The 19,269-nt window shown below is 73.9% G+C and carries 22 protein-coding genes; 3 read left to right on the top strand and 19 right to left on the bottom strand.

What is annotated here, in order from left to right; translation table 11 throughout:
- Window positions 1-98 precede the first annotated feature (98 nt).
- Together ACLQ2X_RS18570 and ACLQ2X_RS18565 are read right to left on the bottom strand one after the other, a co-directional pair.
- Window positions 99-758, bottom strand: a complete 660-nt coding sequence (locus ACLQ2X_RS18570; protein ID WP_425682295.1) for a DUF2752 domain-containing protein — start codon at window positions 756-758, stop codon at window positions 99-101.
- Window positions 748-1,977, bottom strand: coding sequence for a winged helix-turn-helix domain-containing protein (locus ACLQ2X_RS18565; protein ID WP_425682294.1), 1,230 nt, complete (start codon window positions 1,975-1,977; stop codon window positions 748-750). Before ACLQ2X_RS18565 ends, ACLQ2X_RS18570 begins: the two co-directional genes overlap by 11 nt.
- Before the next feature lie 77 nt (window positions 1,978-2,054).
- Between ACLQ2X_RS18565 and ACLQ2X_RS18560 the strand changes: the two genes are divergently transcribed.
- Window positions 2,055-2,606, top strand: coding sequence for a GNAT family N-acetyltransferase (locus ACLQ2X_RS18560; RefSeq protein WP_425682293.1), 552 nt, complete (start codon window positions 2,055-2,057; stop codon window positions 2,604-2,606).
- Here ACLQ2X_RS18560 and ACLQ2X_RS18555 read toward each other — a convergent pair.
- The gene (locus tag ACLQ2X_RS18555; protein WP_425682292.1) at window positions 2,505-3,815 is read right to left on the bottom strand and encodes a glycosyltransferase family 87 protein; all 1,311 of its coding nucleotides are present in this window, start codon (window positions 3,813-3,815) and stop codon (window positions 2,505-2,507) included. The genes ACLQ2X_RS18560 and ACLQ2X_RS18555 overlap by 102 nt on opposite strands.
- Window positions 3,816-3,850: 35 nt before the next feature.
- On the opposite strand from ACLQ2X_RS18555, the gene ACLQ2X_RS18550 reads away from it, so the two are divergent.
- Entirely contained in the window at window positions 3,851-4,435 is a 585-nt protein-coding gene (locus ACLQ2X_RS18550) for a GNAT family N-acetyltransferase (RefSeq protein WP_425682291.1), read from the top strand.
- Window positions 4,436-4,517: 82 nt separating this feature from the next.
- Here ACLQ2X_RS18550 and ACLQ2X_RS18545 read toward each other — a convergent pair whose 3' ends face one another.
- The 8 genes from ACLQ2X_RS18545 to ACLQ2X_RS18510 all read right to left on the bottom strand — a co-directional run bounded on the left by ACLQ2X_RS18545 (window position 4,518) and on the right by ACLQ2X_RS18510 (window position 12,736).
- Window positions 4,518-4,985, bottom strand: coding sequence for a GNAT family N-acetyltransferase (locus ACLQ2X_RS18545; protein ID WP_425682290.1), 468 nt, complete (start codon window positions 4,983-4,985; stop codon window positions 4,518-4,520).
- Window positions 4,986-5,089: 104 nt separating this feature from the next.
- On the bottom strand, window positions 5,090-5,872 hold the full coding sequence (gene dapB, locus ACLQ2X_RS18540; protein ID WP_425682289.1) for a 4-hydroxy-tetrahydrodipicolinate reductase: 783 nt from the start codon (window positions 5,870-5,872) through the stop codon (window positions 5,090-5,092).
- A gap of 59 nt (window positions 5,873-5,931) precedes the next feature.
- Window positions 5,932-7,269: a M16 family metallopeptidase gene (locus ACLQ2X_RS18535; protein WP_425682288.1), complete on the bottom strand. Its 1,338-nt coding sequence runs from the start codon at window positions 7,267-7,269 to the stop codon at window positions 5,932-5,934.
- Window positions 7,270-7,387: 118 nt separating this feature from the next.
- Window positions 7,388-9,817, bottom strand: coding sequence for a polyribonucleotide nucleotidyltransferase (locus ACLQ2X_RS18530; RefSeq protein ID WP_425682287.1), 2,430 nt, complete (start codon window positions 9,815-9,817; stop codon window positions 7,388-7,390).
- Between the two features lie 219 nt (window positions 9,818-10,036).
- A complete protein-coding gene (gene rpsO, locus ACLQ2X_RS18525; RefSeq protein WP_184683203.1) occupies window positions 10,037-10,306 on the bottom strand; it encodes a 30S ribosomal protein S15 in 270 nt (89 codons plus the stop codon).
- Window positions 10,307-10,486: 180 nt separating this feature from the next.
- The gene (locus ACLQ2X_RS18520) at window positions 10,487-11,413 is read right to left on the bottom strand and encodes a bifunctional riboflavin kinase/FAD synthetase (protein WP_425682286.1); all 927 of its coding nucleotides are present in this window, start codon (window positions 11,411-11,413) and stop codon (window positions 10,487-10,489) included.
- A gap of 30 nt (window positions 11,414-11,443) precedes the next feature.
- Window positions 11,444-12,412, bottom strand: coding sequence for a tRNA pseudouridine(55) synthase TruB (truB, locus tag ACLQ2X_RS18515; protein WP_425682285.1), 969 nt, complete (start codon window positions 12,410-12,412; stop codon window positions 11,444-11,446).
- 150 nt (window positions 12,413-12,562) lie between these two features.
- Window positions 12,563-12,736, bottom strand: coding sequence for a hypothetical protein (locus tag ACLQ2X_RS18510; RefSeq protein WP_425682284.1), 174 nt, complete (start codon window positions 12,734-12,736; stop codon window positions 12,563-12,565).
- Between the two features lie 7 nt (window positions 12,737-12,743).
- Here ACLQ2X_RS18510 and ACLQ2X_RS18505 point away from each other — a divergent pair, with 7 nt between their 5' ends.
- Entirely contained in the window at window positions 12,744-12,929 is a 186-nt protein-coding gene (locus ACLQ2X_RS18505) for a hypothetical protein (protein ID WP_425682283.1), read from the top strand.
- A gap of 19 nt (window positions 12,930-12,948) precedes the next feature.
- On the opposite strand, the gene ACLQ2X_RS18500 is transcribed toward ACLQ2X_RS18505, so the two are convergent.
- The 8 genes from ACLQ2X_RS18500 to ACLQ2X_RS18465 all read right to left on the bottom strand — a co-directional run bounded on the left by ACLQ2X_RS18500 (window position 12,949) and on the right by ACLQ2X_RS18465 (window position 19,269).
- The gene (locus ACLQ2X_RS18500) at window positions 12,949-14,271 is read right to left on the bottom strand and encodes an MATE family efflux transporter (RefSeq protein ID WP_425682282.1); all 1,323 of its coding nucleotides are present in this window, start codon (window positions 14,269-14,271) and stop codon (window positions 12,949-12,951) included.
- 47 nt (window positions 14,272-14,318) lie between these two features.
- The gene (locus ACLQ2X_RS18495; RefSeq protein ID WP_425682281.1) at window positions 14,319-14,828 is read right to left on the bottom strand and encodes an adenylate kinase; all 510 of its coding nucleotides are present in this window, start codon (window positions 14,826-14,828) and stop codon (window positions 14,319-14,321) included.
- A gap of 578 nt (window positions 14,829-15,406) precedes the next feature.
- A complete protein-coding gene (locus ACLQ2X_RS18490; RefSeq protein ID WP_282288781.1) occupies window positions 15,407-15,616 on the bottom strand; it encodes a DUF6186 family protein in 210 nt (69 codons plus the stop codon).
- Complete coding sequence (locus ACLQ2X_RS18485) at window positions 15,616-16,023, bottom strand: hypothetical protein (RefSeq protein WP_425682280.1); 408 nt, start codon at window positions 16,021-16,023, stop codon at window positions 15,616-15,618. Before ACLQ2X_RS18485 ends, ACLQ2X_RS18490 begins: the two co-directional genes overlap by 1 nt.
- A gap of 163 nt (window positions 16,024-16,186) precedes the next feature.
- Window positions 16,187-17,212, bottom strand: coding sequence for a DHH family phosphoesterase (locus ACLQ2X_RS18480; protein ID WP_425682279.1), 1,026 nt, complete (start codon window positions 17,210-17,212; stop codon window positions 16,187-16,189).
- Window positions 17,209-17,703 (bottom strand): 30S ribosome-binding factor RbfA, encoded by a 495-nt coding sequence (gene rbfA / locus ACLQ2X_RS18475; RefSeq protein WP_425682278.1) that lies wholly within the window; start codon window positions 17,701-17,703, stop codon window positions 17,209-17,211. Before rbfA ends, ACLQ2X_RS18480 begins: the two co-directional genes overlap by 4 nt.
- Window positions 17,704-17,890: 187 nt before the next feature.
- Window positions 17,891-18,184 carry a DUF503 domain-containing protein gene (locus ACLQ2X_RS18470; protein WP_425682277.1) on the bottom strand — a complete coding sequence of 98 codons (294 nt, stop codon included), beginning with the start codon at window positions 18,182-18,184 and terminating at the stop codon, window positions 17,891-17,893.
- 41 nt (window positions 18,185-18,225) lie between these two features.
- Window positions 18,226-19,269, bottom strand: coding sequence for a TRM11 family SAM-dependent methyltransferase (locus tag ACLQ2X_RS18465; RefSeq protein WP_425682276.1), 1,044 nt, complete (start codon window positions 19,267-19,269; stop codon window positions 18,226-18,228).

Below are 19,269 nucleotides of genomic sequence, written 5' to 3'. Positions count from 1 at the left end.
GTGGGCCGTCCACCCGCCGGGCAGGGACAGCGGGCACCGCGCGGCCACGGCGACGACGCTGATGAGCCGGGTGGGCATGCGCCCTTCAGAGGTGACCGTCAGACGTAGAGCGAGGTGAACGGCGCCCAGGGCAGGTTGCGGGCCACCGAGAAGACCAGCCATGCGGCCAGGAACCAGCCGATCACCTTCGGGCTGAACTGCAGCTCCGGCAGCTTCCAACCGAACGCCTGCCGGCCGGCCCAGACGACGAAGAGCCAGGTCAGGAACGGCAGCGCGAAGATGAACAGGAAGTGGTGCCGGGCGGCGGCCGGCAGGTCGCCGTGCAGCACATACCAGAGCGCGCGGGTGCCCCCGCAACCCGGGCAGTCCAGGCCGGTGGTCAGCTTGAGCAGGCAGCTCGGCGCGGCGTCCGGGTCGCTGCGGGTCGGGTCGCTGATCAGCGCGTACGCGATGCCCAGGCCGACGCAGCCGAGGGCGGCCAGCGGCACCGCCCAGCGCGGGGCGCGGGCGTGCAGACGCAGCACCATCCGGGTGAAGCGATCGGTTTCGACCGGCTGGTAGGCCACCTGACCCGGCCACGGCGCCCCGGGCGCACCCGGATACGGCTCTGCGTGCACATGGGGGCCGGCGTGGGCGTCTGGGCCGGCGTGGGCGTCGGGGCCGGCGTACACATGCGGGTCGGCGTGTGGGGCCGGCTCGGCGTGCGGGTCGGGCGCGGTGGCAGGCCGGTCAACGCTCGTCACGCGCTCACCGTACACCCGCCACGCCCACGAGCGCGGCGGCCAGCGGGGCCGCCAGGTCGCCGGCGGCCGGCGGGGCGACCGAGTCCAGACCCAGCCAGCCGGCGAGCCGGTACAGCTCGGCGGCGAGCGCCACCGCGGTCTCCCCCGGGTCGGCGCCGGGCTCGACCCAGGCGGCCGGCACCAGCAGCACCCCGGCCTTCCGGTCGGCCTTGAGGTCGACCCGGGCGGTGAAGCGCTCGCCCTGCCGGAACGGCAGGACGTAGTAGCCGTACACCCGCTGGGGCGCGGGCACGTAGATCTCGATCCGGTAGGTGAAGCCGAACAGCCGCTCGGTGCGCGCCCGCTCCCACACCAGCGGGTCGAACGGGCTGACCAGGGTGTTGCCGCGCACCCAGCGGGGCAGCCGCGCGCCGGCGTGCAGGTAGGCCGGTTGCCGCCAGCCCTGCACGGTGACCGGGATCAGGTCCCCCGCCTCGACCAGCTCGGCCACCGCCTGCCGCGCCCCGGCCACCGGCAGCCGGAAGTAGTCGCGCAGCTCCTGCTCGGCGGCGACCCCGAGGGACCGGGCGGAGATCGCCACCAGGGCCCGGTGCGCCTCGGCCTCGGCCGGGGTGGGTGCGTCGAGCACGGCGGCCGGCAGCACCCGCTCGGGCAGGTCGTAGCGGCGGGCGAACGAGTTGGTGCGCTCGGCGGCGGTGACCTCGCCGGCCCAGAACAGAAACTCCAGCGCCCGTTTCACCGCCGACCAGTTCCAGCCCCAGTTGCCGGTCTCCCGGGGCGCGTCGTGCTCGAACTCCGCCGCGGTCAGCGGCCCTCGGGCGGCAAGCTCGTCGCGGACCCAGGCCACCAGGCCGGGGTGCTCCTCGGCGATGCGACGCATCCCGCCCCACGCCTCGTCGCGGGCCCGCGCCATCCGCCACCGCAACATCGGGTGCAGCCCCACCGGGACCAGCGACGCCTCGTGCGCCCAGTATTCGAACAGCTCGCGGGGGCGGCGGTAGGCGGCGGCGTCGAGCAGGGCCGTCGGGTAGGGCCCGAGCCGGCTGTAGAGCGGCATGTAGTGCGCCCGCTGGAGCACGTTCACCGAGTCCATCTGGATCAACCCGACCCGGTCCAGCACCCGTCGCAGGTGCCGCCGGGTGGGCACGCCGGTGGGCGCCGGGTCGGCGAAGCCCTGGGCCGCCAGCGCAACCCGCCGGGCCTGGGCGAGGGAGAGAGATTCCGGTACGGCCATAGCGGGCGACCCTATTGCACGGGTACGACAAGGAGTGGCGGCTGGACCGAACGCCCGGCGGGGCATAGAACGGACAGGTGCTCACCATCCGCCGGGAGGAGCCCGACGACGCCGACGCGATCGCCCGGGTGCACGTCCACGGTTGGCAGGCCGGGTACGCCGGGATCATGCCGGACGAGGTGCTGCGTCGACTGAATCCGCTCGCCTGGGCGCAGCGCCGCCGCGACCTGGGCACCGCCGACCCCGAGCACCCGTTCACCACCCTGGTCGCCGAGGACGGCGGGGCGATCGTCGGCTTCACCACGTTCGGGCCGTACCGGAACAACCAGGACCGCGGCGACCTCGACCCCGCGCACGGCGAGCTGGTGGCCATCTACCTGGAGCCGGCGCGCTGGGGCTCGGGCGCCGGGGCGGCGCTGCTCGCGGCCGCCCGGGCCGGCCTGGCCGAACGCGGCTGGACCGGCTACCGGCTGTGGGTGCTCGCCGACAACACCCGCGCCCGCCGGTTCTACGAGCGGGCCGGGCACTCACCGGACGGCGAGGAGTCCACCTATCCGGTGCCGCTGTCCGGCGGGCAGGCCCCGCTGCTGCTCCGTGAGCTGCGCTACACCGCCCGTCTCGACCGCTGACCCGGCCGGGCCGTCCCCACCTGAGCGACCCGCGCCGGTGGGTGCGGCCCACCGGCGGACCGGCAACCCGAGCAGCAACGCCAGGCTGATCCACACGTACGTGTTGCTGCCCAGGAACCCGCCCACGCCGGTGAAGTCCTTCTCCCAGGACCAGACGATCCGGCTGCACAGCAGCGCGTACCCGACCAGCGCGGCGGCCAGCAGCAGACGGCGTCGCCGGCTGCGTGCGGGCGCCGCCATGCCGTTGTCGACGAGCAGGATCAGCCCCGGCAGCAGCCAGACCAGGTGGTGCACCCAGGTGACCGGGCTGACCAGGCACATCACCGCACCGGTCAGGGCCAGGCCGGTGGCCTCGTCGCCGGCCGCCACCGCGGCCCGGGACCGCCACCCCCAGATCACGAGCGTGACGACCACGAGCAGCAGCCAGACGACCGTGCTCGGGTGTTGCGGGTCGAACCGGGCCACCACCCCGCGCAGCGACTGGTTGGAGACGAACGCCAGCTCGCCCACCCGGTCGGTGTTCCACAGCGCCTCGGTCCAGAACTCCCGGGAGGCGTCCGGGAACAGCGCGGCGGCCACCAGCGTGGCGACGGCCGTGGTGCCGACCGCGGTGAGCGCGGCCCGCCAACGGCCGGTGACCAGCAGGTAGACGATGAAGATGCCCGGGGTCAGCTTGATCGCGGTGGCCAGGCCGATGCCCACGCCCGCCCACCGGCTGCGCGCCGGCAGCAACCACAGCAGGTCCACCGCCACCAGGAAGAGCAGCAGCATGTTGACCTGGCCGAAGTTGACCGTCTCACGCATCGGCTCGTACGCGGCGGCCAGGCAGAGCGCGACGGCCAGGGTGAACCAGCGACTCCAGCCGCAGCGGCGGGCGACCGGGTCCAGCAGCCACCAGATCACCACCGCGCTTGTCACCACCGTCGCGGTCACGCTCACCACGATCGCCGCGTTCCACGGCAGGTACGCCATCGGCAGCATGACCAGCGCGGCGAACGGCGGGTAGGTGAAGCCGTACTGGGTGCCGGGCCGCAGGAAGTCGTAGATCTCCCCGCCGTCACGCGCCCAGTAGGTGAGCGCCCCGTAGTAGACCTGAAGGTCGAAGAAGCCGTGCCGGACCGCCGCCACGGACAGGAACACGGTGACCGCCGCGGCCAGCGCCGCCACGGCGACGACCCGCGTGATCGTCCGCCCGGCACCCTGCGCCACCGTCACCCTCCTCGCCCTGCGTAGGCTCACGTGCCATGGCTGCAGGCTACGTCCGGCCCGCGCGTCCCGAGGACGCCGGCGAGATCGCACGCATCCAACTCGCGACCTGGCGGGCTGCGTACCGCCGGATCCTGCCCCGACACGTGCTCGACAACCTGGACGAGGCGTACCTCGCCCGGCGGTGGGGCGCGGCGGTGCAGGAACCGCCCTCGGGCGCGCACCGGGTGCTGGTCGCCGTCGAACAGGCGGCGCAATCCTATCTGGTGGGGTTCGTCGCATCCGGGCCGGCCGACGAAGACGCGCTGGCTCCAGGCGAGCCCGCCGAGGCGCTCGCGACCGGGGTGGCCGCGGTGACGGACCTGCTCGTCGAGCCCCGCTGGGGCCGGCGCGGGCACGGCAGCCGGCTGCTCACCGCGGCGGTCGACCACTGGCGGACCGACGGTCTGACCCGGGCGGTGGCGTGGGCGTTCGACGCCGACGCCGCGACCCGCGCCTTCCTCGGCTCGACCGGCTGGGAGCCGGACGGCGCGACCCGCGCCCTGGACGTGGACGACATGCTGGTCCCCCAGCTCCGCCTGCACGTGGCCGTCCCGGAGGAGAACGTTCCGCCGCAGCGATGAGTTCCCCCCGGTTCGCCGGTCCACCCTCCGTGGGTGGGCCGGCGGTCCCGGCACGGGGCAGGACCGCCTCCACCCCCGGCCGTCAGGCCGGAGAGAGTTCGGCCACCAGCTCGTCGTCCTCGACGGCGCCCGTGGGGCGGAAGCCCAGGGAGGTGTAGAGGGCCGCGGCGGGCTCGTTGTCGGGGTGGTAGCTGAGGCGGATCGGCTGGCCCGCCCCGGCCAGCCAGTCGGTGAGCGTGCGCACCGTGGCGCGGCCCAGGCCCCGGCCCTGCTCGGCGGCGTCGATCACCATGCCGCCGATCCAGCGCGACCCGTCGTCGTCCACACCCCACATGACGTGCCCCACCACCGTCTCGTCGGCGTGCACGGCCAACGAGGTCCAGACGTCCGAGCGCGTGGTGAGCAGCAGGTAGCGGGCGGCCAACGCGGCCACGAAGGCACGCTGGTCGTCGCGGGGCGCCACGTCCGCCACCGCCCGCCAGTTGTCATCGTCCACCGGGCGCAGCGTCACCCGACGGCCGGTCCGGTCGGAGTGTCCGAAATCGATCATGAAGGACAGCGTAGGTCGGTGCCGGCGACCAGGCCAACGGTTTACCGCCGCCGCCGGCCGGCGCTCGGCGCCCGATCGGGTTCAGTCCAGCAGCCCGATCGGGTTCAGTCCAGCAGGGCGTCCAGGCCGACGGTGAGGCCCGGACGGCGGCCCACCTCGCGGACCGCCAGCAGCACGCCGGGCATGAACGACACCCGGTCGTACGAGTCGTGCCGGATGGTGAGCGTCTCCCCCGTGGTGCCGAACAGCACCTCCTGGTGCGCGACCAGGCCGGTGGCGCGCACCGCGTGCACGCGTACCCCGTCGATGTCGGCGCCGCGGGCCCCGGCCACCTCGTCGCGGGTGGCGTCCGGCGCGGGGCCCAGACCGGCGTCCGCGCGGGCGGTGGCGACCAGCCGGGCGGTGTGCGTGGCGGTGCCGCTGGGCGCGTCCAGCTTGCGCGGATGGTGCTGCTCGATGATCTCGACCGACTCGAAGTGGCGGGCGGCCCGCGCCGCGAACTGCATCATCAGCACCGCGCCGATGCCGAAGTTCGGGGCGATCACCACGCCCACCTCGGGACGGTCGGCGAGCCAGCCACGGACCTCGGCGAGCCGCTGCTCGGTGAAGCCTGTGGTGCCCACCACCGCGTGGATGCCGTGCTCGACGCACCAGCGCAGGTTGCCCATGACCGCGTCGGGCGTGGTGAAGTCGACGACCACCCGGGCGCCCGCGTCGGCGACCACGTCCAGGGCGTCGCCCTGGTCGACGGCCGCGACCAGAGCCAGGTCCGCGGCGGACTCCACCGCCCGGCAGACCTCCGCGCCCATCCGGCCCCGGGCACCCAGCACGCCGACCCGGGCCGACTCGGCCGGGCCCCTCTCCCGCACGTCAGTCACGGGGCACAACCTATCCCAATCAGGACGCCCGCCAACCGGCGGATCGGAGATCGGGAGGCGGCGGAACCTCAGCGCGCGATGTCGAACGCGCCGGAGTCGAACGGGCCCACCACGGCCAGCGACATGGGCCGGCCGAGCAGTTCGGCGGCGAGCTTGTTCACCTCCGCCAGGGTCACCGCGTCCACCCGGGCCAGCAGTTCGTCCACAGGCATCAGGTTGCCGTAGAGCAGCTCCCCCTTGCCCAGCCGGCTCATCCGCGAACCGGTGTCCTCCAGACCCAGCACGAACGAGCCCTTGCTCATGCCCCGGCCCCGCACCAGCTCCGCCTCGGTGATCCCGTCGGCGGCCACCCGGGCCAGTTCCGCCCGGATCAGGTCCAGCACCTCGTCCACCTTGCCCGGCGCGCAACCGGCGTAGACGGCGAACACACCGCTGTCGGCGTACTGACCGGCGTAGGAGTAGACCGAGTACGCCAGCCCGCGCTGCTCCCGGATCTCCTGGAACAGCCGGCTGGACATGCCGCCGCCGAGCACGTTGTTGAGCACGCCGAGGGCGAACCGCCGCTCGTCGGTCCGGCCGATGCCGGGGCAGCCGAGGACGACGTGCGCCTGCTCGGTCTCCTTCGGCTCGACAAGTGTGGTGGCCGGCTTCGTGCGGACCCGCGGGGTGACCGGGCGGTGCGGCGCCGGCGCCGCCGGGTCGGTGTCCAGCGGGGTGCCCCGCAGCGCCTGCCGGACCAGCTTGACCACCGTGGTGTGGTCGAGGTTCCCGGCGGCGGCGATCACGATCTGCGGCGCGGTGTAGCGGCGGCGGTAGAAGTTCTGGATCTGCCGCCGGGTCATCGCCGTGACCGTCTCCTCGGTGCCGGAGATGAGCCGGCCCAGCGGGTGGTCGCCGTAGACGGCGCCGGTGAACAGGTCGTGCACCTCGTCGCCGGGCTCGTCGTCGTGCATGGCGATCTCTTCGAGGATGACGCCGCGTTCGGTCTCCACGTCGGCGGCGGTCAGCACCGAGTCGGCGACCGCGTCGCACATCACGTCGATGGCCAGCGGGAGGTCCTCGTCCAGCACCCGGGCGTAGTAGCAGGTGTATTCCTTGGTGGTGAAGGCGTTCGTCTCGCCGCCCACCGCCTCGATCTCGGCGGAGATCTCCAACGCGCTGCGCTTGTTGGTGCCTTTGAAGAGCAGGTGTTCCAGGAAGTGCGCGGCACCGGCCTGCGAACCGGTCTCGTCGCGCGACCCGACCGCCACCCAGATGCCGAACGAGACGCTGCGCATCGCCGGGATCGCCTCGGTGAGCACCCGCAGCCCGTTGGGAAGCACGGTGCGGCGGATGGTGCCGCCGAGCGGGTCGTCGCTGAGGGTGCGGGTGACCGCGCGTCCCGACGCAGGGGAAGACGAACTCACAGGGGACCTGCTCTCCGTACGGCGAAGGGTGGAACGAACGACGGCCCCAGCGCGCGGGCGCGACTGGAGCCGTGGGCCGGCCCGGGCGACGCGCACGTCACCCGGGCCGGTCGGTGGATCAGCTGTGCCGGGTCCGGCGACGCGGGCGGGAATCGCCGCCGCCCTCGCCGCCCTCGCCACCCTCGGGGCGGCGCTCGCCACCCTCGGCGCGGCGCTCGCCACCCTCGGCGCGGCGCTCGCCACCCTCGGCGCGGCGCTCGCCGCGGTCCCGGTCACCGCGGTCCCGGTCGCCGCCGCGGTCACGCGGGCCACGGTCGCCGCCGCGGTCCCGGCCGGCCGGCCGCTCGTCACCGGCGGCCGGCGCCTCGGCGCCCTCCGGACGGATCTTGTCCAGGTAGATCTTGCCGCGGGCGTCGATGTCCGCGATCTCCACCTCGACCTTGTCACCGACGTTGAGGAAGTCCTCGACCTTGTCGACCCGCTTGCCGTCGCCCACCTTGGAGATGTGCAGCAGGCCGTCACGGCCCGGCAGCAGCGAGATGAAGGCGCCGAACGCGGCGGTCTTCACCACCGTGCCGAGGAACCGCTCCCCGGTCTTGGGCAGCGTCGGGTTGGCGATCCCGTTGATCCGGTCCACCGCGGCCTGGGCCGACGGCCCGTTGGTCGCGCCGACGTAGATCGTGCCGTCGTCCTCGATGGAGATCTCGGCGCCGGTCTCGTCCTGGATCGCGTTGATGGTCTGCCCCTTCGGGCCGATCACCATGCCGATCTTGTCGACCGGGATCTTGACGGTGGTGACCCGCGGCGCGTAGTCCGACATCTCGGCCGGCGCCTCGATGGCCCGCTGCATCACGTCGAGGATGGTCTGCCGGGCCTCGTGCGCCTGCTGGAGCGCGGCGGCCAGCACGTCCGACGGGATGCCGTCCAGCTTGGTGTCGAGCTGGAGCGCGGTGACGAAGTCCCGGGTGCCGGCGACCTTGAAGTCCATGTCGCCGAACGCGTCCTCGGCGCCGAGGATGTCGGTCAGCGTCACGTACTGGGTCTTGCCGTCGACCTCGTCGGAGATCAGACCCATGGCGATGCCGGCGACCGGCGCCTTCAGCGGCACACCGGCCGAGAGCAGGCCCAGCGTCGAGGCGCAGACCGAACCCATCGAGGTGGAGCCGTTGGAGCTGAGCGCCTCGGAGACCTGCCGGATGGCGTAGGGGAACTCCTCGCGCGGGGGCAGCACCGGGATCAGCGCCCGCTCGGCGAGCGCGCCGTGGCCGATCTCGCGCCGCTTCGGCGAACCGACCCGGCCGGTCTCACCGGTCGAGTACGGCGGGAAGTTGTAGTTGTGCATGTAGCGCTTGCGGTTCTCCGGGGACAGCGTGTCCACCATCTGCTCCATGCGCAGCATGTTCAGCGTGGTGACACCCAGGATCTGGGTCTCGCCGCGCTCGAACAGCGCCGAGCCGTGCACCCGCGGCAGCACGCCGACCTCGGCGGACAGCGGACGGATGTCACGCGGGCCGCGGCCGTCGATGCGGACCTGCTCGCGCAGCACCCGGTTGCGGACCTCGGACTTGGTCAGCGACCGGAACGCCGCGGACAGCTCCTTCTCGCGGCCCTCGAAGCGGCCGGACAGCTCCTCGGCGACCTTGGCCTTGATCCGGTCCAGGGCCTCCTCGCGGTCGGCCTTGCCGGCGATCTTCAGCGCCTCGGCGACGTCGGCGCGGGCCACCCCGGCCACCGCCTCGTAGGCGTCGTCGGAGTAGTCCAGGAAGACCGGGAACTCGGCGACCGGCTTGGCGGCGACCTCGGCCAGCTCGCTCTGCGCCCGGCACAGCTCGCGGATGGCCGGCTTGGCGGCCTCCAGGCCGCTGGCCACGATCTCCTCGGTCGGCGCGGTGGCGCCGTCGGAGATCAGGGCCACCGCGTTCGGGGTGGCCTCGGCCTCGACCATCATGATGGCCACCTCGCCGTCGGCCAGGGTGCGGCCGGCCACGACCATGTCGAAGGTGGCCCGGGCCAGCTCCTCCAGGGTCGGGAAGGCGACCCACTGGCCGTCGACGTGCGCGACCCGGGTCGCCCCGATCGGGCCGGAGAACGGCAGGCCGGAGAGCTTGGTCGACATCGAGGCGGCGTTGATCGCCACCACGTCGTACGGGTGCTGCGGGTCGAGCGCGAGGATGGTCTCGACGACCTGCACCTCGTTGCGCAGGCCCTTGACGAACGACGGGCGCAGCGGCCGGTCGATGAGCCGGCAGGTGAGGATGGCGTCCTCGCTGGGCCGACCCTCACGGCGGAAGAACGAGCCGGGGATGCGGCCCGCGGCGTACATCCGCTCCTCGACGTCGACGGTCAGCGGGAAGAAGTCGAACGACTCCCGGGGCTGCTTGCCGGCCGTGGTGGCGGACAGGACGACCGTCTCGCCCAGTTGGGCGACGACGGAACCGGCGGCCTGACGGGCCAGCCGGCCGGTGGAGAAGGTGATCTCCCGGGTGCCGAAGGCCCCGTTGTCGATCACGGCGGTGCGGGATTCGGTGCCGAGTCTGGTCTCGGTCATGTGCTGTGGTGCTCCTTCGCGTCGTCGGCCGACGACACGGGAACTGCTCAGGCGGCCGGTCTTCGATCGAAGCGCCCGGGATGGCCGGCATCATGCCGGGATTCCCGGGGGCCACTACCGGAGACCGGTGCTGACCGGCTCCCTCTCGGGTGTCGCGCGGCCGGGTTCTTCGGTGGTACCGGAACGGGGGAGCGGCCGAGTGGCCACTCCCCCGTCAGGTCATCGGCGCAGGCCGAGCCGCTCGATGAGCGACCGGTAACGACTGATGTCCTTCTTCTGGACGTAGTTGAGCAGCCGGCGGCGCCGGCCGACCAGCAGCAGCAGCCCACGGCGGCTGTGGTGGTCGTGCTTGTGCACCTTCAGGTGCTCGGTGAGCTCCGCGATCCGCTTGGTCAGGACCGCGACCTGCACCTCGGGCGAACCGGTGTCGCCCTCCGCGGTCGCGTACTCCTGGCGGATCTTGGCCTTTGCTTCCTGGTCGAGCGCCATGTTCTCCCTGTTTCGTGGGTCATTCGATGAGGTCCGGAGCGGTCGTGGTGACCGGTGCAACGGACCGGTTCCTCGCACCCGCGGCGTCGTGCAGGCACGCGAGGCCCCCGTCGGTCAGCCGACGTCTCCGCCAGACTACCAGCCTCCGGCCGGGTCGGCCGGGCAAGGTCGCCGAGGTGGTCAGGACACCGCCCGCCGGGTGCGCTCCACGTCCTCGGCCATCTGCGCCAACAACGGCTCGACCGCGTCGTACGTCCGCTGTTCCCGCAGGTGCGCCACGAAGTCCAGGGCCAGCCGCTCGCCGTACAGGTCGCCGGTGAAGTCCAGCGCGTACGCCTCCACCCGGCGCTCCCGGCCGGAGAACGTCGGGTTGGTGCCGATCGACACCGCCGCCGCCAACGGCTCCCCGTCGCGGCGCACCATGCGGGCCGCGTACACGCCGTCGGCGGGCACCGCCGCGTACCTGTGGGTGAGCAGGTTCGCGGTGGGGTAGCCCAGCTCACGCCCCCGCTGGTCGCCCCGGACCACCACGCCCTCGAGCCGGTGCGGTCGGCCCAGCGCCGCGGCCGCCGCCCGCACGTCCCCGGCGTCGACGCAGGACCGGATGTAGGTGGAGGAGAACACCGTGCCCGCCTCGGACACCAGCGGGGCGTCCTCCACGGCGAAGCCGAAGGTGCGGCCGAGCCGCTCCAGCAGGGGCACGTCACCGGCCGCCCGGTGCCCGAAGCGGAAGTTGTCGCCGACCACCACGAGCGCGGCGTGCAGGTGCGCGACCAGCACGTCGTGCACGAACGCCTCGGCCGGCAGCCGGGAGAACTCGGCGGTGAACGGCACCACGCAGAGCACGTCCGCGCCGAGCGCCTCGATCAACTCGGCCTTGCGGGCCGGCTCGGTGAGCACCGCCGGGTGCGAGCCCGGGCGCACCACCTCGGCCGGGTGCGGGTCGAACGTCACCACCACCGACGCGACGCCCAGCTCGCGGGCGCGTGCCACGGCGTGGCCGATGGTGGCCTGGTGCCCCTTGTGCACGCCGTCGAAGACGCCGATGGTGACGACGGACCGCCCCCAGCCGCCGGGCGCCGCCTCGTACCCCCGCCACCGCTGCATGCGCTACCTCCCTTGTCCGTCGGCGCCCGGTCAGGCCGGGGCCAGCACGATCTCCGCGCGGGCCCGCCCGTCCCGCTCGCTGACGATAGCGATCAGCCCGCCCGTCGGGTCGAACACCGCGTACGGTCCGGCGATCCCGGCCGGGGCCAGCGGCCCGCCGTGGGAGAGCACCCGGGCCTCGTCGCCGGTGACCTCCCGGCGCGGGAAGAACCGGTCGGCGGCGGCGTCGAGGGGCAGCGTCACCACGTCCGGCGCGCGCTGTTCGAGCTGGTCCAGCGTCGCGGCCTCGGCCAGGGTGAAGCCGCCGACCGCGGTACGGCGCAGCGCGGTGAGATGCCCACCGACCCCGAGCACCGCGCCCGCGTCCCGGGCGATCGCCCGGATGTACGTCCCGGAGGAGCAGGTCACGTCCACGTCCACGTCCACCACGTCCGGGGTGTCCCGGCGGACGGCCCGCACGTCCAGCCGGGACACGGTCACCCGACGGGCGGGCAGCTCGACCGCCTCCCCGTCGCGGACCCGCTTGTACGCCCGCTGTCCGTTGATCTTGATGGCGCTGACCGCGCTCGGCACCTGGTCGATCTCGCCGGTGAGCGCGGCCAGCGCGGCGCGTACCGCGTCGTCGGTCACCGTGCCGGTCGGCGCGCTCGCCACCACGTCGCCCTCGGCGTCGTCGGTGACGGTGGACTGGCCAAGCCGAATCGTCGCGGCGTAGCCCTTGCCGGCCCCGATCACGTAGGTGAGCAGCCGGGTCGCCCGTCCCACCCCGATCACCAGCACACCGGTGGCCATCGGGTCCAGCGTGCCGCCGTGCCCGACCCGGCGGGTGCGGGCCAGCCGCCGGATGCGCGCCACCACGTCGTGCGACGTCATGCCGCCGGGCTTGTCGACCACGATCAGACCGTCTGCGCTCACGACCGCCAAGCCTGCCAGACGGCGGTGCTCGGCCCCGCGGGGGATACCGCCCGGCTTCGGCCGGGTGTCAAGATCGCGCCCCATCGCTGCGTCTGCCCGGGAAGTCCGATGACCGATCACCGTCCCACGCCCGCCCACCACGTCACCGACCGCCCGTCGGAGGACACCCTGGGACAGGTGCCCGAGTGGCTGCGCGAGCCCGCGCGCCAGATCCCGCCCGGTCGCGCCGAGCGCCTACGGATCGCACTCGGCGCGCACTCCGGCAAGCTGCTCGGCGCCGTGGCCGCGCTGCTGGTGCTCGGCTTCTTCGGGCTCGTCGCAGGCGTCGGTTACCAGGGCTTCCAGCGCTGGGGCGAGCCGGCGGCGCCCCAGCACACCGTCGGCCTGCCGCCCGGCGAACAGGCACACCTCCGACGTGACCCGCGCGTCCCGGGGGCTCTGGATCGAGAAGTCGAACTCGTACGCCTACAACATCGACTGTGCCGCCTTCACCAAGGGGCTGCTCGCGCTCGGCGGGCCGGCGGTCGGCGGGCCCGCCGGGCCGGACCCGGAGGCCGTCTTCGATCCGGACAAGCCGGTGGACCTGCCGGACACCTGCTGACCCACCCCGCCGACAGGCGTCAGCGCACCGCGCCGACCACCGCCCATGCCCCGGAGCGCATCCGCAGCAGCAGCCCGACCAGCCGCAGCACCACGAACAGCGTCAGCCCCGCCCAGATGCCGCCCAGCCCGAGGTCGAGCCCGTAGGCCAGCCAGATCGCCGGCAGGAACCCGCCGAACGCGGCCACGATGGTGAGGTTGCGCAGGTAGCGCACGTCACCGGCACCGATCAGCACCCCGTCGAGGGCGAACACCACGCCCCCGATCGGCTGGAGCGCGACGAACCAGGGCCAGGCGGTCATGGCCTGCTCGCGTACCTGCGGATCGGAGCTGAACCAGGACGGCACCAGGCCGGCGCCCGCGGCGATCAGCACCGCGAACGCCACGCCGCACAGCCCGCCGAGCAGCGCGACGCGACGGGCCAGGAACCGGGCGCCGGCCGCGTCACCGGCGCCGAGCGCGGCGCCGACGAGCGACTGCGCGGCGATGGCCAGCGCGTCGAGCACCAGCACGGTGAAGAACCACAGTTGCAGGGCGATCTGGTGGGCGCCGACCGCGGCGGCGCCGAAGCGGGCCGCGACCGCGGTCGCGGACAGGAAGCTGGCCTGGAACGCCACGCCCCGCACCAGCAGGTCCCGGCTGAGCACGAGCTGCTGCCCGATCACCCGGGGTCGGGGCCGCAGCGAGACCCGTTCCCGCACCAGCGCCGCCGCGAACAGGACCCCGGAGAGCGTCTGCGCCACCGCGTTCGCCACCGCGGAGCCGACCAGGCCGAGCCCGGCCGGATAGACGAGCAGCGGGCAGAGCAGCGCGGAGAGCAGGTTGGGGCCGAGCACGAACAGCAGCGGCCGGCGGGTGTCCTGGATGCCGCGCAGCCAGCCGTTGCCGGCGGCGGCCAGCAGCAGGCCTGGTGCGCCGAGCGCCGCGATCCGCAGCCATCCGGCGGCGGCGTCGGCGACCTCGCCGGGGCCGCCGACGAGGGTACGCGCCAACGCGCCCGCGCCGATGCCGAGAGCGACCGCCACCAGCACCCCGGTGGCCAGCGCGAGCCAGGACGCCTGGACGCCCTCGGCCACGGCGGCGGCCCGGTCCCCCGCCCCGAAGCGGCGGGCCGACCGTCCCGTGGTGCCGTACGCGACGACGGTGCCGATCCAGGCGGTGAGCGTCATGACCGTGCCGCCGACGGCGAGCGCGGCCAGCGGCACCCGGCCGAGGTGCCCCACCACGGCGGTGTCGACCAGGATGTAGAGCGGCTCGGCGGCCAGCACCACCAAGGCGGGCAGCGCGAGCGCGGCGATCCGCCGGGGTGAGGCGGCGCCGGTGGGGGTGACGGTCGTGCTCATCGCCGCCGATCCTGGCACGCGCCCGGTAAGGCACGCAAACGCAGCGACTACTTACCGAGCTCGGCCAGGAACCGGGCGGTGTCACGCCACCCCCGCAGCCGGCGCACCGGCAGCGCCGGGGTGTACGTGGCGTGCGCGGCCAACACCCGTGGGCGGGAGGCACGCGGGTGACGCCAGACGAGAGACACGAAGTCGAGATCGAGCCGCTCCGGGCAGCCCTCGGGCAGATCCGGTCGGGGCGCGCCCCGGTGCGCCCACCGGCGGCGGACGACGCGGACCAGACAGCGTGTTCGGGGGGTGTCGCAGAGCACCAGCAGGTCGGCGCGGGGCAGCCGCAGATCGAGGGTGCTGGCGTAGTTGCCGTCCATGACCCAGGCCGGGCCGGCGGCGAGCGCGGCCACCTCGGCGCGGAAGTCGTCCGCCGTGGGGGCGGACCAGCCGGGGCGCCAGTAGTGCCGGTCGAGGTGGATCAGCGGCAGGTCGAGCCGCCGGGCCACCTCACCGGCGAGGGTGCTCTTGCCGGCGCCGGAGCCGCCGACGACCAGGATGCGACGCACCGGACGACGGTAGCGCCGCCGGGCGCACCGTGCGGAGCCCGGTCACCCGTGGCGGTGCCGGCGCAGGGTGGTGCCGGCGCTGCGGCACGCGCCCCGGCCGGCGTCACCGCCGGACGGCCCGGATCACTGCCGGGTGTCCATGGAGGTCTGCAGCGCGCGACGCATCTGCTCACGCGCCTCGTCGGTGGTGTTCTCGGTCCGCGGCTTGCGCTTGCTCGACATGGGATGTCCTTCCAGGGTGCGGGCCACCGGACACGGCGGCCCTACGGGCGCCCGGCGCTCGGGGCCGGGCGCGACGAGGGTCGCGCCGCGACCGGAGTCGTCGGCGGCTGAGCGCCGGCAGCGGTCCGGGATCACCGGAGCGGCTCGCCTGGCAGCGTGAGCCCGGGTCGGTCTGACCCTGGAGGGAGGCGAAGCCGGGTGTGGCACCACCGCCCGTGACCAGCACCACGAAAGCGCCGGTCCACACCCAAATTAACGTTCACTTTCCAGATGTTGCTCGCGGTTCCCGACATGCGGACACCTGACGTCGACGCCGGGCCGGCCGACCGGGTCCGCCGGCGCCTCGGGCGGGACCGTCAACGGGCCAGGAAGTGCCAGCCCAGCCACCACCAGAAACCGAACAACCCGATCCGGCCGACCGGCACCGGCCCCACCTCGTACCGCATCACGAAGGCGCAGACGTCGGCCAGGGACGGGATCCGGGAGCCCTCCCGGCGCGCGGCCCACTCGACGACCGCGAACAGCAGCAGCGCGGCCAGGAAACCGCCGATGGCAAGTGCGCGCATCATCGACGCACCAGCCCCCAGAACGCGGCCAGCCAGGCTAACCAGGCCGTCGAACGGAGCAGGTGCTCCTCCAACAGCGGATCGGCCAGCCGGGACAGCGTCGGGAACTCGTCGCCCATGGAGAGCACGAAGGTCGCCCCCTCGAAGACCACGAAGATCGTCGCCGGCAGCAGCCACCACAGCGCCGCCCGGTGCAGCCGGCGCGGCGCCGGGCGCCGGGGCACCCGGTTGCTCAGGCCGACCCAGATCAACCCGCCGCCGGTGGTCAGGATGTAGAGGTTGGCCGCGGTCGAGAAGGACGGCAGTTGACCGCCGACCAGAGACAGGCAGATCAGCACCGGCACGGAGACGACCGGGCGGTCCCAGACCCGGGGCGCCTCGACGGTGAGCTCACGGGGGTGATCCATCACCTGATTGTCCCCAGCGCCACGCACGGCGGAAAGGCCGCCGCGCGCCGGGAACCTGGGAAAAGCCGCCGATCAGCTCACACTCGCGGCCACCCGCGCACCGGGCAAACCGACATATCGCCCGGCAGGGCTTTTCCCGTCGGGACGCGGCGGCAACGGATGGTCACACCGGCGCGGCGACGGTGGCGAGTTCGGCGCGGATCTGACCGACCACCTCGTCGATGGCTCCCCGCCCGGTGAAGCCGGCCGCGAACCGGTGCCCGCCACCACCCAGCGCCACCGCTACCCGGCTCACGTCGACCGCGCCCTTGCTGCGCAGGGAGACCGCCCACTCGGCCTCACCCGCCTGCTTCACCACGCAGCTCACGTCCGCCTCGGCGGTGCAGCGCACCGAGTCGATGAGCGCCTCCAGCACGTACGCCGGCTGGTCGTGGCGAGCCAGGTCGGCCCAGGTGGCGTACGTCCAGACGAGGCCGTTGCCGGCGGCGGCCGCCGGCTCCAGCGTGGCCCGGCCCAGCACCTCGCCGAAGAGCCGGACGGCGCCGAACGGGCGGGTGTCGAAGACCCGGCGGGAGATGTCACCCGGGCGCAGGCCGGTGGCCAGCAGGCGGGCCGCCGTCTCGTGCACGGCCGGGGTGGTCGCCTCGAAGCGGAACGAGCCGGTGTCCGTGGTCAACGCCACGTACAGGCCGGCGGCGATCGACGCGTCCAACGGCACGCCGAGGCGGTCCAGCAGGCGCAACGCGACCACGGAGGTGGCAGCGGCGTGCGGGTCGACCAGGTTGACGTCGGCGAAGCCGACGTTGGAGGCGTGATGGTCGAGCATCAGCGACCTGCCCGCCCGGTCCAGCCGGTCGGCCAGCTCCCCGAGCCGGGACGCGCTCGCCGCGTCGAAACAGATCACCAGCTCCGGATCGGGGTACGCGTCATCCGGTGGCACCAGCAGGTCCATCCCGGGCAACCAGGCCAGCGGCTCGGGCACCACCGGCGGGCCGGGAAAGGTGGCCTGGAGCCGGCGCACGCCGAGCCGGCGCAGACCCAGCCCGAAACCGAGCATGCTGCCCAGCGCGTCCCCGTCCGGATTCACGTGGCAGATCATCAGCACCCGAGCGTCGGGCGGCAGGTCGCGTACCGCCGCGACGGCCGCCGCCCACTGGGCCTCGGTGGGACCCGCGGCGACCGCGCTCACGGCCGGTCGCCGCCGCGCGGCTCCTCGTCGGTGTCCGAGCCGCCGTCGGCCGGGGAGTCCTCGTCCTCGTCGTCCTCGTCGACGCGGTACGGCTGGGCCTCGCCTGCGTACGCGGCCTGCGCGGCCAGCCGCTGCACCTCCGCGTCGGCGTTGCGGGCCGCCGCGAGCAGATCGTCGATGTGCTTGACCTGGTCCTGCACGTCGTCGAGGACGAACGTCAGGGTCGGCGAGTGTCGCAGCCCGAGGGCCTTGCCGACGGTGCTGCGCAGCATCCCGTTGGCGCTCTCCAGCGCGGCCGCGGTGCTCGCCTGGGCCGTCGCGTCACCGAGCACCGTGTAGAAGACGGTGGCGTCCCGCAGATCGGCGGTGATCCGGGCGTCCGTGATCGTGATCATGCCGAGCCGGGGATCCTTGATCTGGCTCCGCACCACCGACGCGACCAGTTCCCGGACACGCTCCGCGTGCCGGCGTACCTTGGCCGGATCCGTCATGTCCCCCCACCTCCAGGATCACCCTGCGCCCACCACGGCGCCGGATCCACACGCGAACCGGCACCGCCGGCCGGAGACGGCGCGCCGGCGCCGCCGGACCCGACCGCCCAACGCTGAAGAACACTACCCGCGCCGCACCGGCCGCCGCGCGGCACCGCCGGTGTGCCGCACGACGCGCCGGCACCGGTCAGTCGTCCTCCCCGTGCAGGCGACGGCGTACCGACAGCAGTTCGGTCTCCGGGCGGGCGGCGACCACCCGCTCGCACGAGTCGAGCACCTCACGGACGTGGGCCGGTTCGGCGGCCACCACGGCCACCCCGATCTCCGCCCGGCCGTGCAGGTCGAGCGCCCCCACCTCGGCGGCGGAGACCTCGAACTTGCGCAGCGCGGCGACGATCGGGCGGACGTAGGACCGCTTGGCCTTCAGGGACCGGGAGTCACCCGGCAGCAACAGGTCGAACAGCGCGGTTCCGGTATACACGGCGAGCAACGGTACGCCGACGGCCGGCGCGCGGCATCCGGTTATGGGGCGACCGCCACCAGCACGTCCCGTTCGATGGCCTGGTCGACCCGGTGGGCGAGATCACCCCAGCCCGGCCCGTCGAGGACCCGCAGCCCGGCGCCGGTGAGCACCGCCCCGGCCGCCGCCCGCGGGGCGACGTGGGTGTTCCAGGACAGGCCGAGCGCCCCGCCCGGACGCAGCAGTTCCCGCCACACCGGTACGGCGGCGGTGAGCAGCTCCAGCGGGCTGCGGGACAGGCCCTGCCCGGTGCGGCTGCCGTGCGCCACCCCGTACGGGGCGTCGGTGACGATCACGTCGGCGCACCGGGCGCGCAACGCCTCCCGGGCCCGGGTGGTGTCGGTGTTCAGCACCGTGACCCGCTGCGTGGCGCCGGCCCGGTGCTCGTCCCGTGACGGTGCCACAACGGCCTCGAAGCGGCGGGCGACCAACTTGCGGTCCCGGCGCACCGACGTGGTCTCCGCGGTGTGTTTGAGCCGCTTGCGGCGCAGCCAGGTACGCAGGAACGCCGCGTACGCCTCCACGTCCTGACTGTCGCGTTCGACGCCGATGCCGTCGTAGCCGTACATGAGCGCCTGGTTGAGCGTGGTGCCCCGGCCGCAGAGCGGGTCCAGCACCACGACCGGCCCGTCGAGCATCCGCGGCGCGGCCGCGGAGGCGAGCACTGTGACGTTGAGCAGCAGACGGGTGAACTGTTCGTTGGTCTTGCCGGCGTACTTCGGGATGGTGATCAGATCCGAGTCGTAGCGGGCCAGCGGGCTCAGCGCGACCGGCCGGAGCAGGTCGCCACCGACCCGTTCGAAGAGGGCGTACGCCGCCGACAGGTTCGCCAGGTGCGCCAGGTCCCGGGCGCCGAGCCCGGGTTCCGGGGCGGTGAACGTGAGGTAGTCCACCCCGGCGATCCGGGTCGTCCCCGCGTCGGCCGGTACGACGCCGAGCACCCCCGAGCCGGCGAACGCGGCCAGTTCGGCGCGGGCCAGCCGGGGCGCCGCGTCGGCGTAGACGCGGTTGGCGGAGGGGGCGAGGAGCAGCGCGTACCCGATCAC

This window comes from Micromonospora sp. DT31 (assembly GCF_049841795.1).
In the GTDB taxonomy this organism is placed as follows: Bacteria; Actinomycetota; Actinomycetes; order Mycobacteriales; family Micromonosporaceae; genus Micromonospora.
This window is presented reverse-complemented; position numbering and strand designations above follow the sequence as displayed.

What these genes read in the sequence shown, in the direction of transcription:
- ACLQ2X_RS18565 (WP_425682294.1), bottom strand. Translation starts at nt 1,977, where the DNA reads ATGGCCGTACCGGAATCTCTCTCCCTCGCCCAGGCCCGGCGGGTTGCG.
- ACLQ2X_RS18550 (WP_425682291.1), top strand. Translation starts at nt 3,851, where the DNA reads ATGGCTGCAGGCTACGTCCGGCCCGCGCGTCCCGAGGACGCCGGCGAG.
- ACLQ2X_RS18545 (WP_425682290.1), bottom strand. Translation starts at nt 4,985, where the DNA reads ATGATCGATTTCGGACACTCCGACCGGACCGGCCGTCGGGTGACGCTG.
- ACLQ2X_RS18530 (WP_425682287.1), bottom strand. Translation starts at nt 9,817, where the DNA reads ATGACCGAGACCAGACTCGGCACCGAATCCCGCACCGCCGTGATCGAC.
- rpsO (WP_184683203.1), bottom strand. Translation starts at nt 10,306, where the DNA reads ATGGCGCTCGACCAGGAAGCAAAGGCCAAGATCCGCCAGGAGTACGCG.
- ACLQ2X_RS18520 (WP_425682286.1), bottom strand. Translation starts at nt 11,413, where the DNA reads ATGCAGCGGTGGCGGGGGTACGAGGCGGCGCCCGGCGGCTGGGGGCGG.
- truB (WP_425682285.1), bottom strand. Translation starts at nt 12,412, where the DNA reads ATGGGGCGCGATCTTGACACCCGGCCGAAGCCGGGCGGTATCCCCCGC.
- ACLQ2X_RS18500 (WP_425682282.1), bottom strand. Translation starts at nt 14,271, where the DNA reads ATGAGCACGACCGTCACCCCCACCGGCGCCGCCTCACCCCGGCGGATC.
- ACLQ2X_RS18490 (WP_282288781.1), bottom strand. Translation starts at nt 15,616, where the DNA reads ATGCGCGCACTTGCCATCGGCGGTTTCCTGGCCGCGCTGCTGCTGTTC.
- ACLQ2X_RS18485 (WP_425682280.1), bottom strand. Translation starts at nt 16,023, where the DNA reads ATGGATCACCCCCGTGAGCTCACCGTCGAGGCGCCCCGGGTCTGGGAC.
- rbfA (WP_425682278.1), bottom strand. Translation starts at nt 17,703, where the DNA reads ATGACGGATCCGGCCAAGGTACGCCGGCACGCGGAGCGTGTCCGGGAA.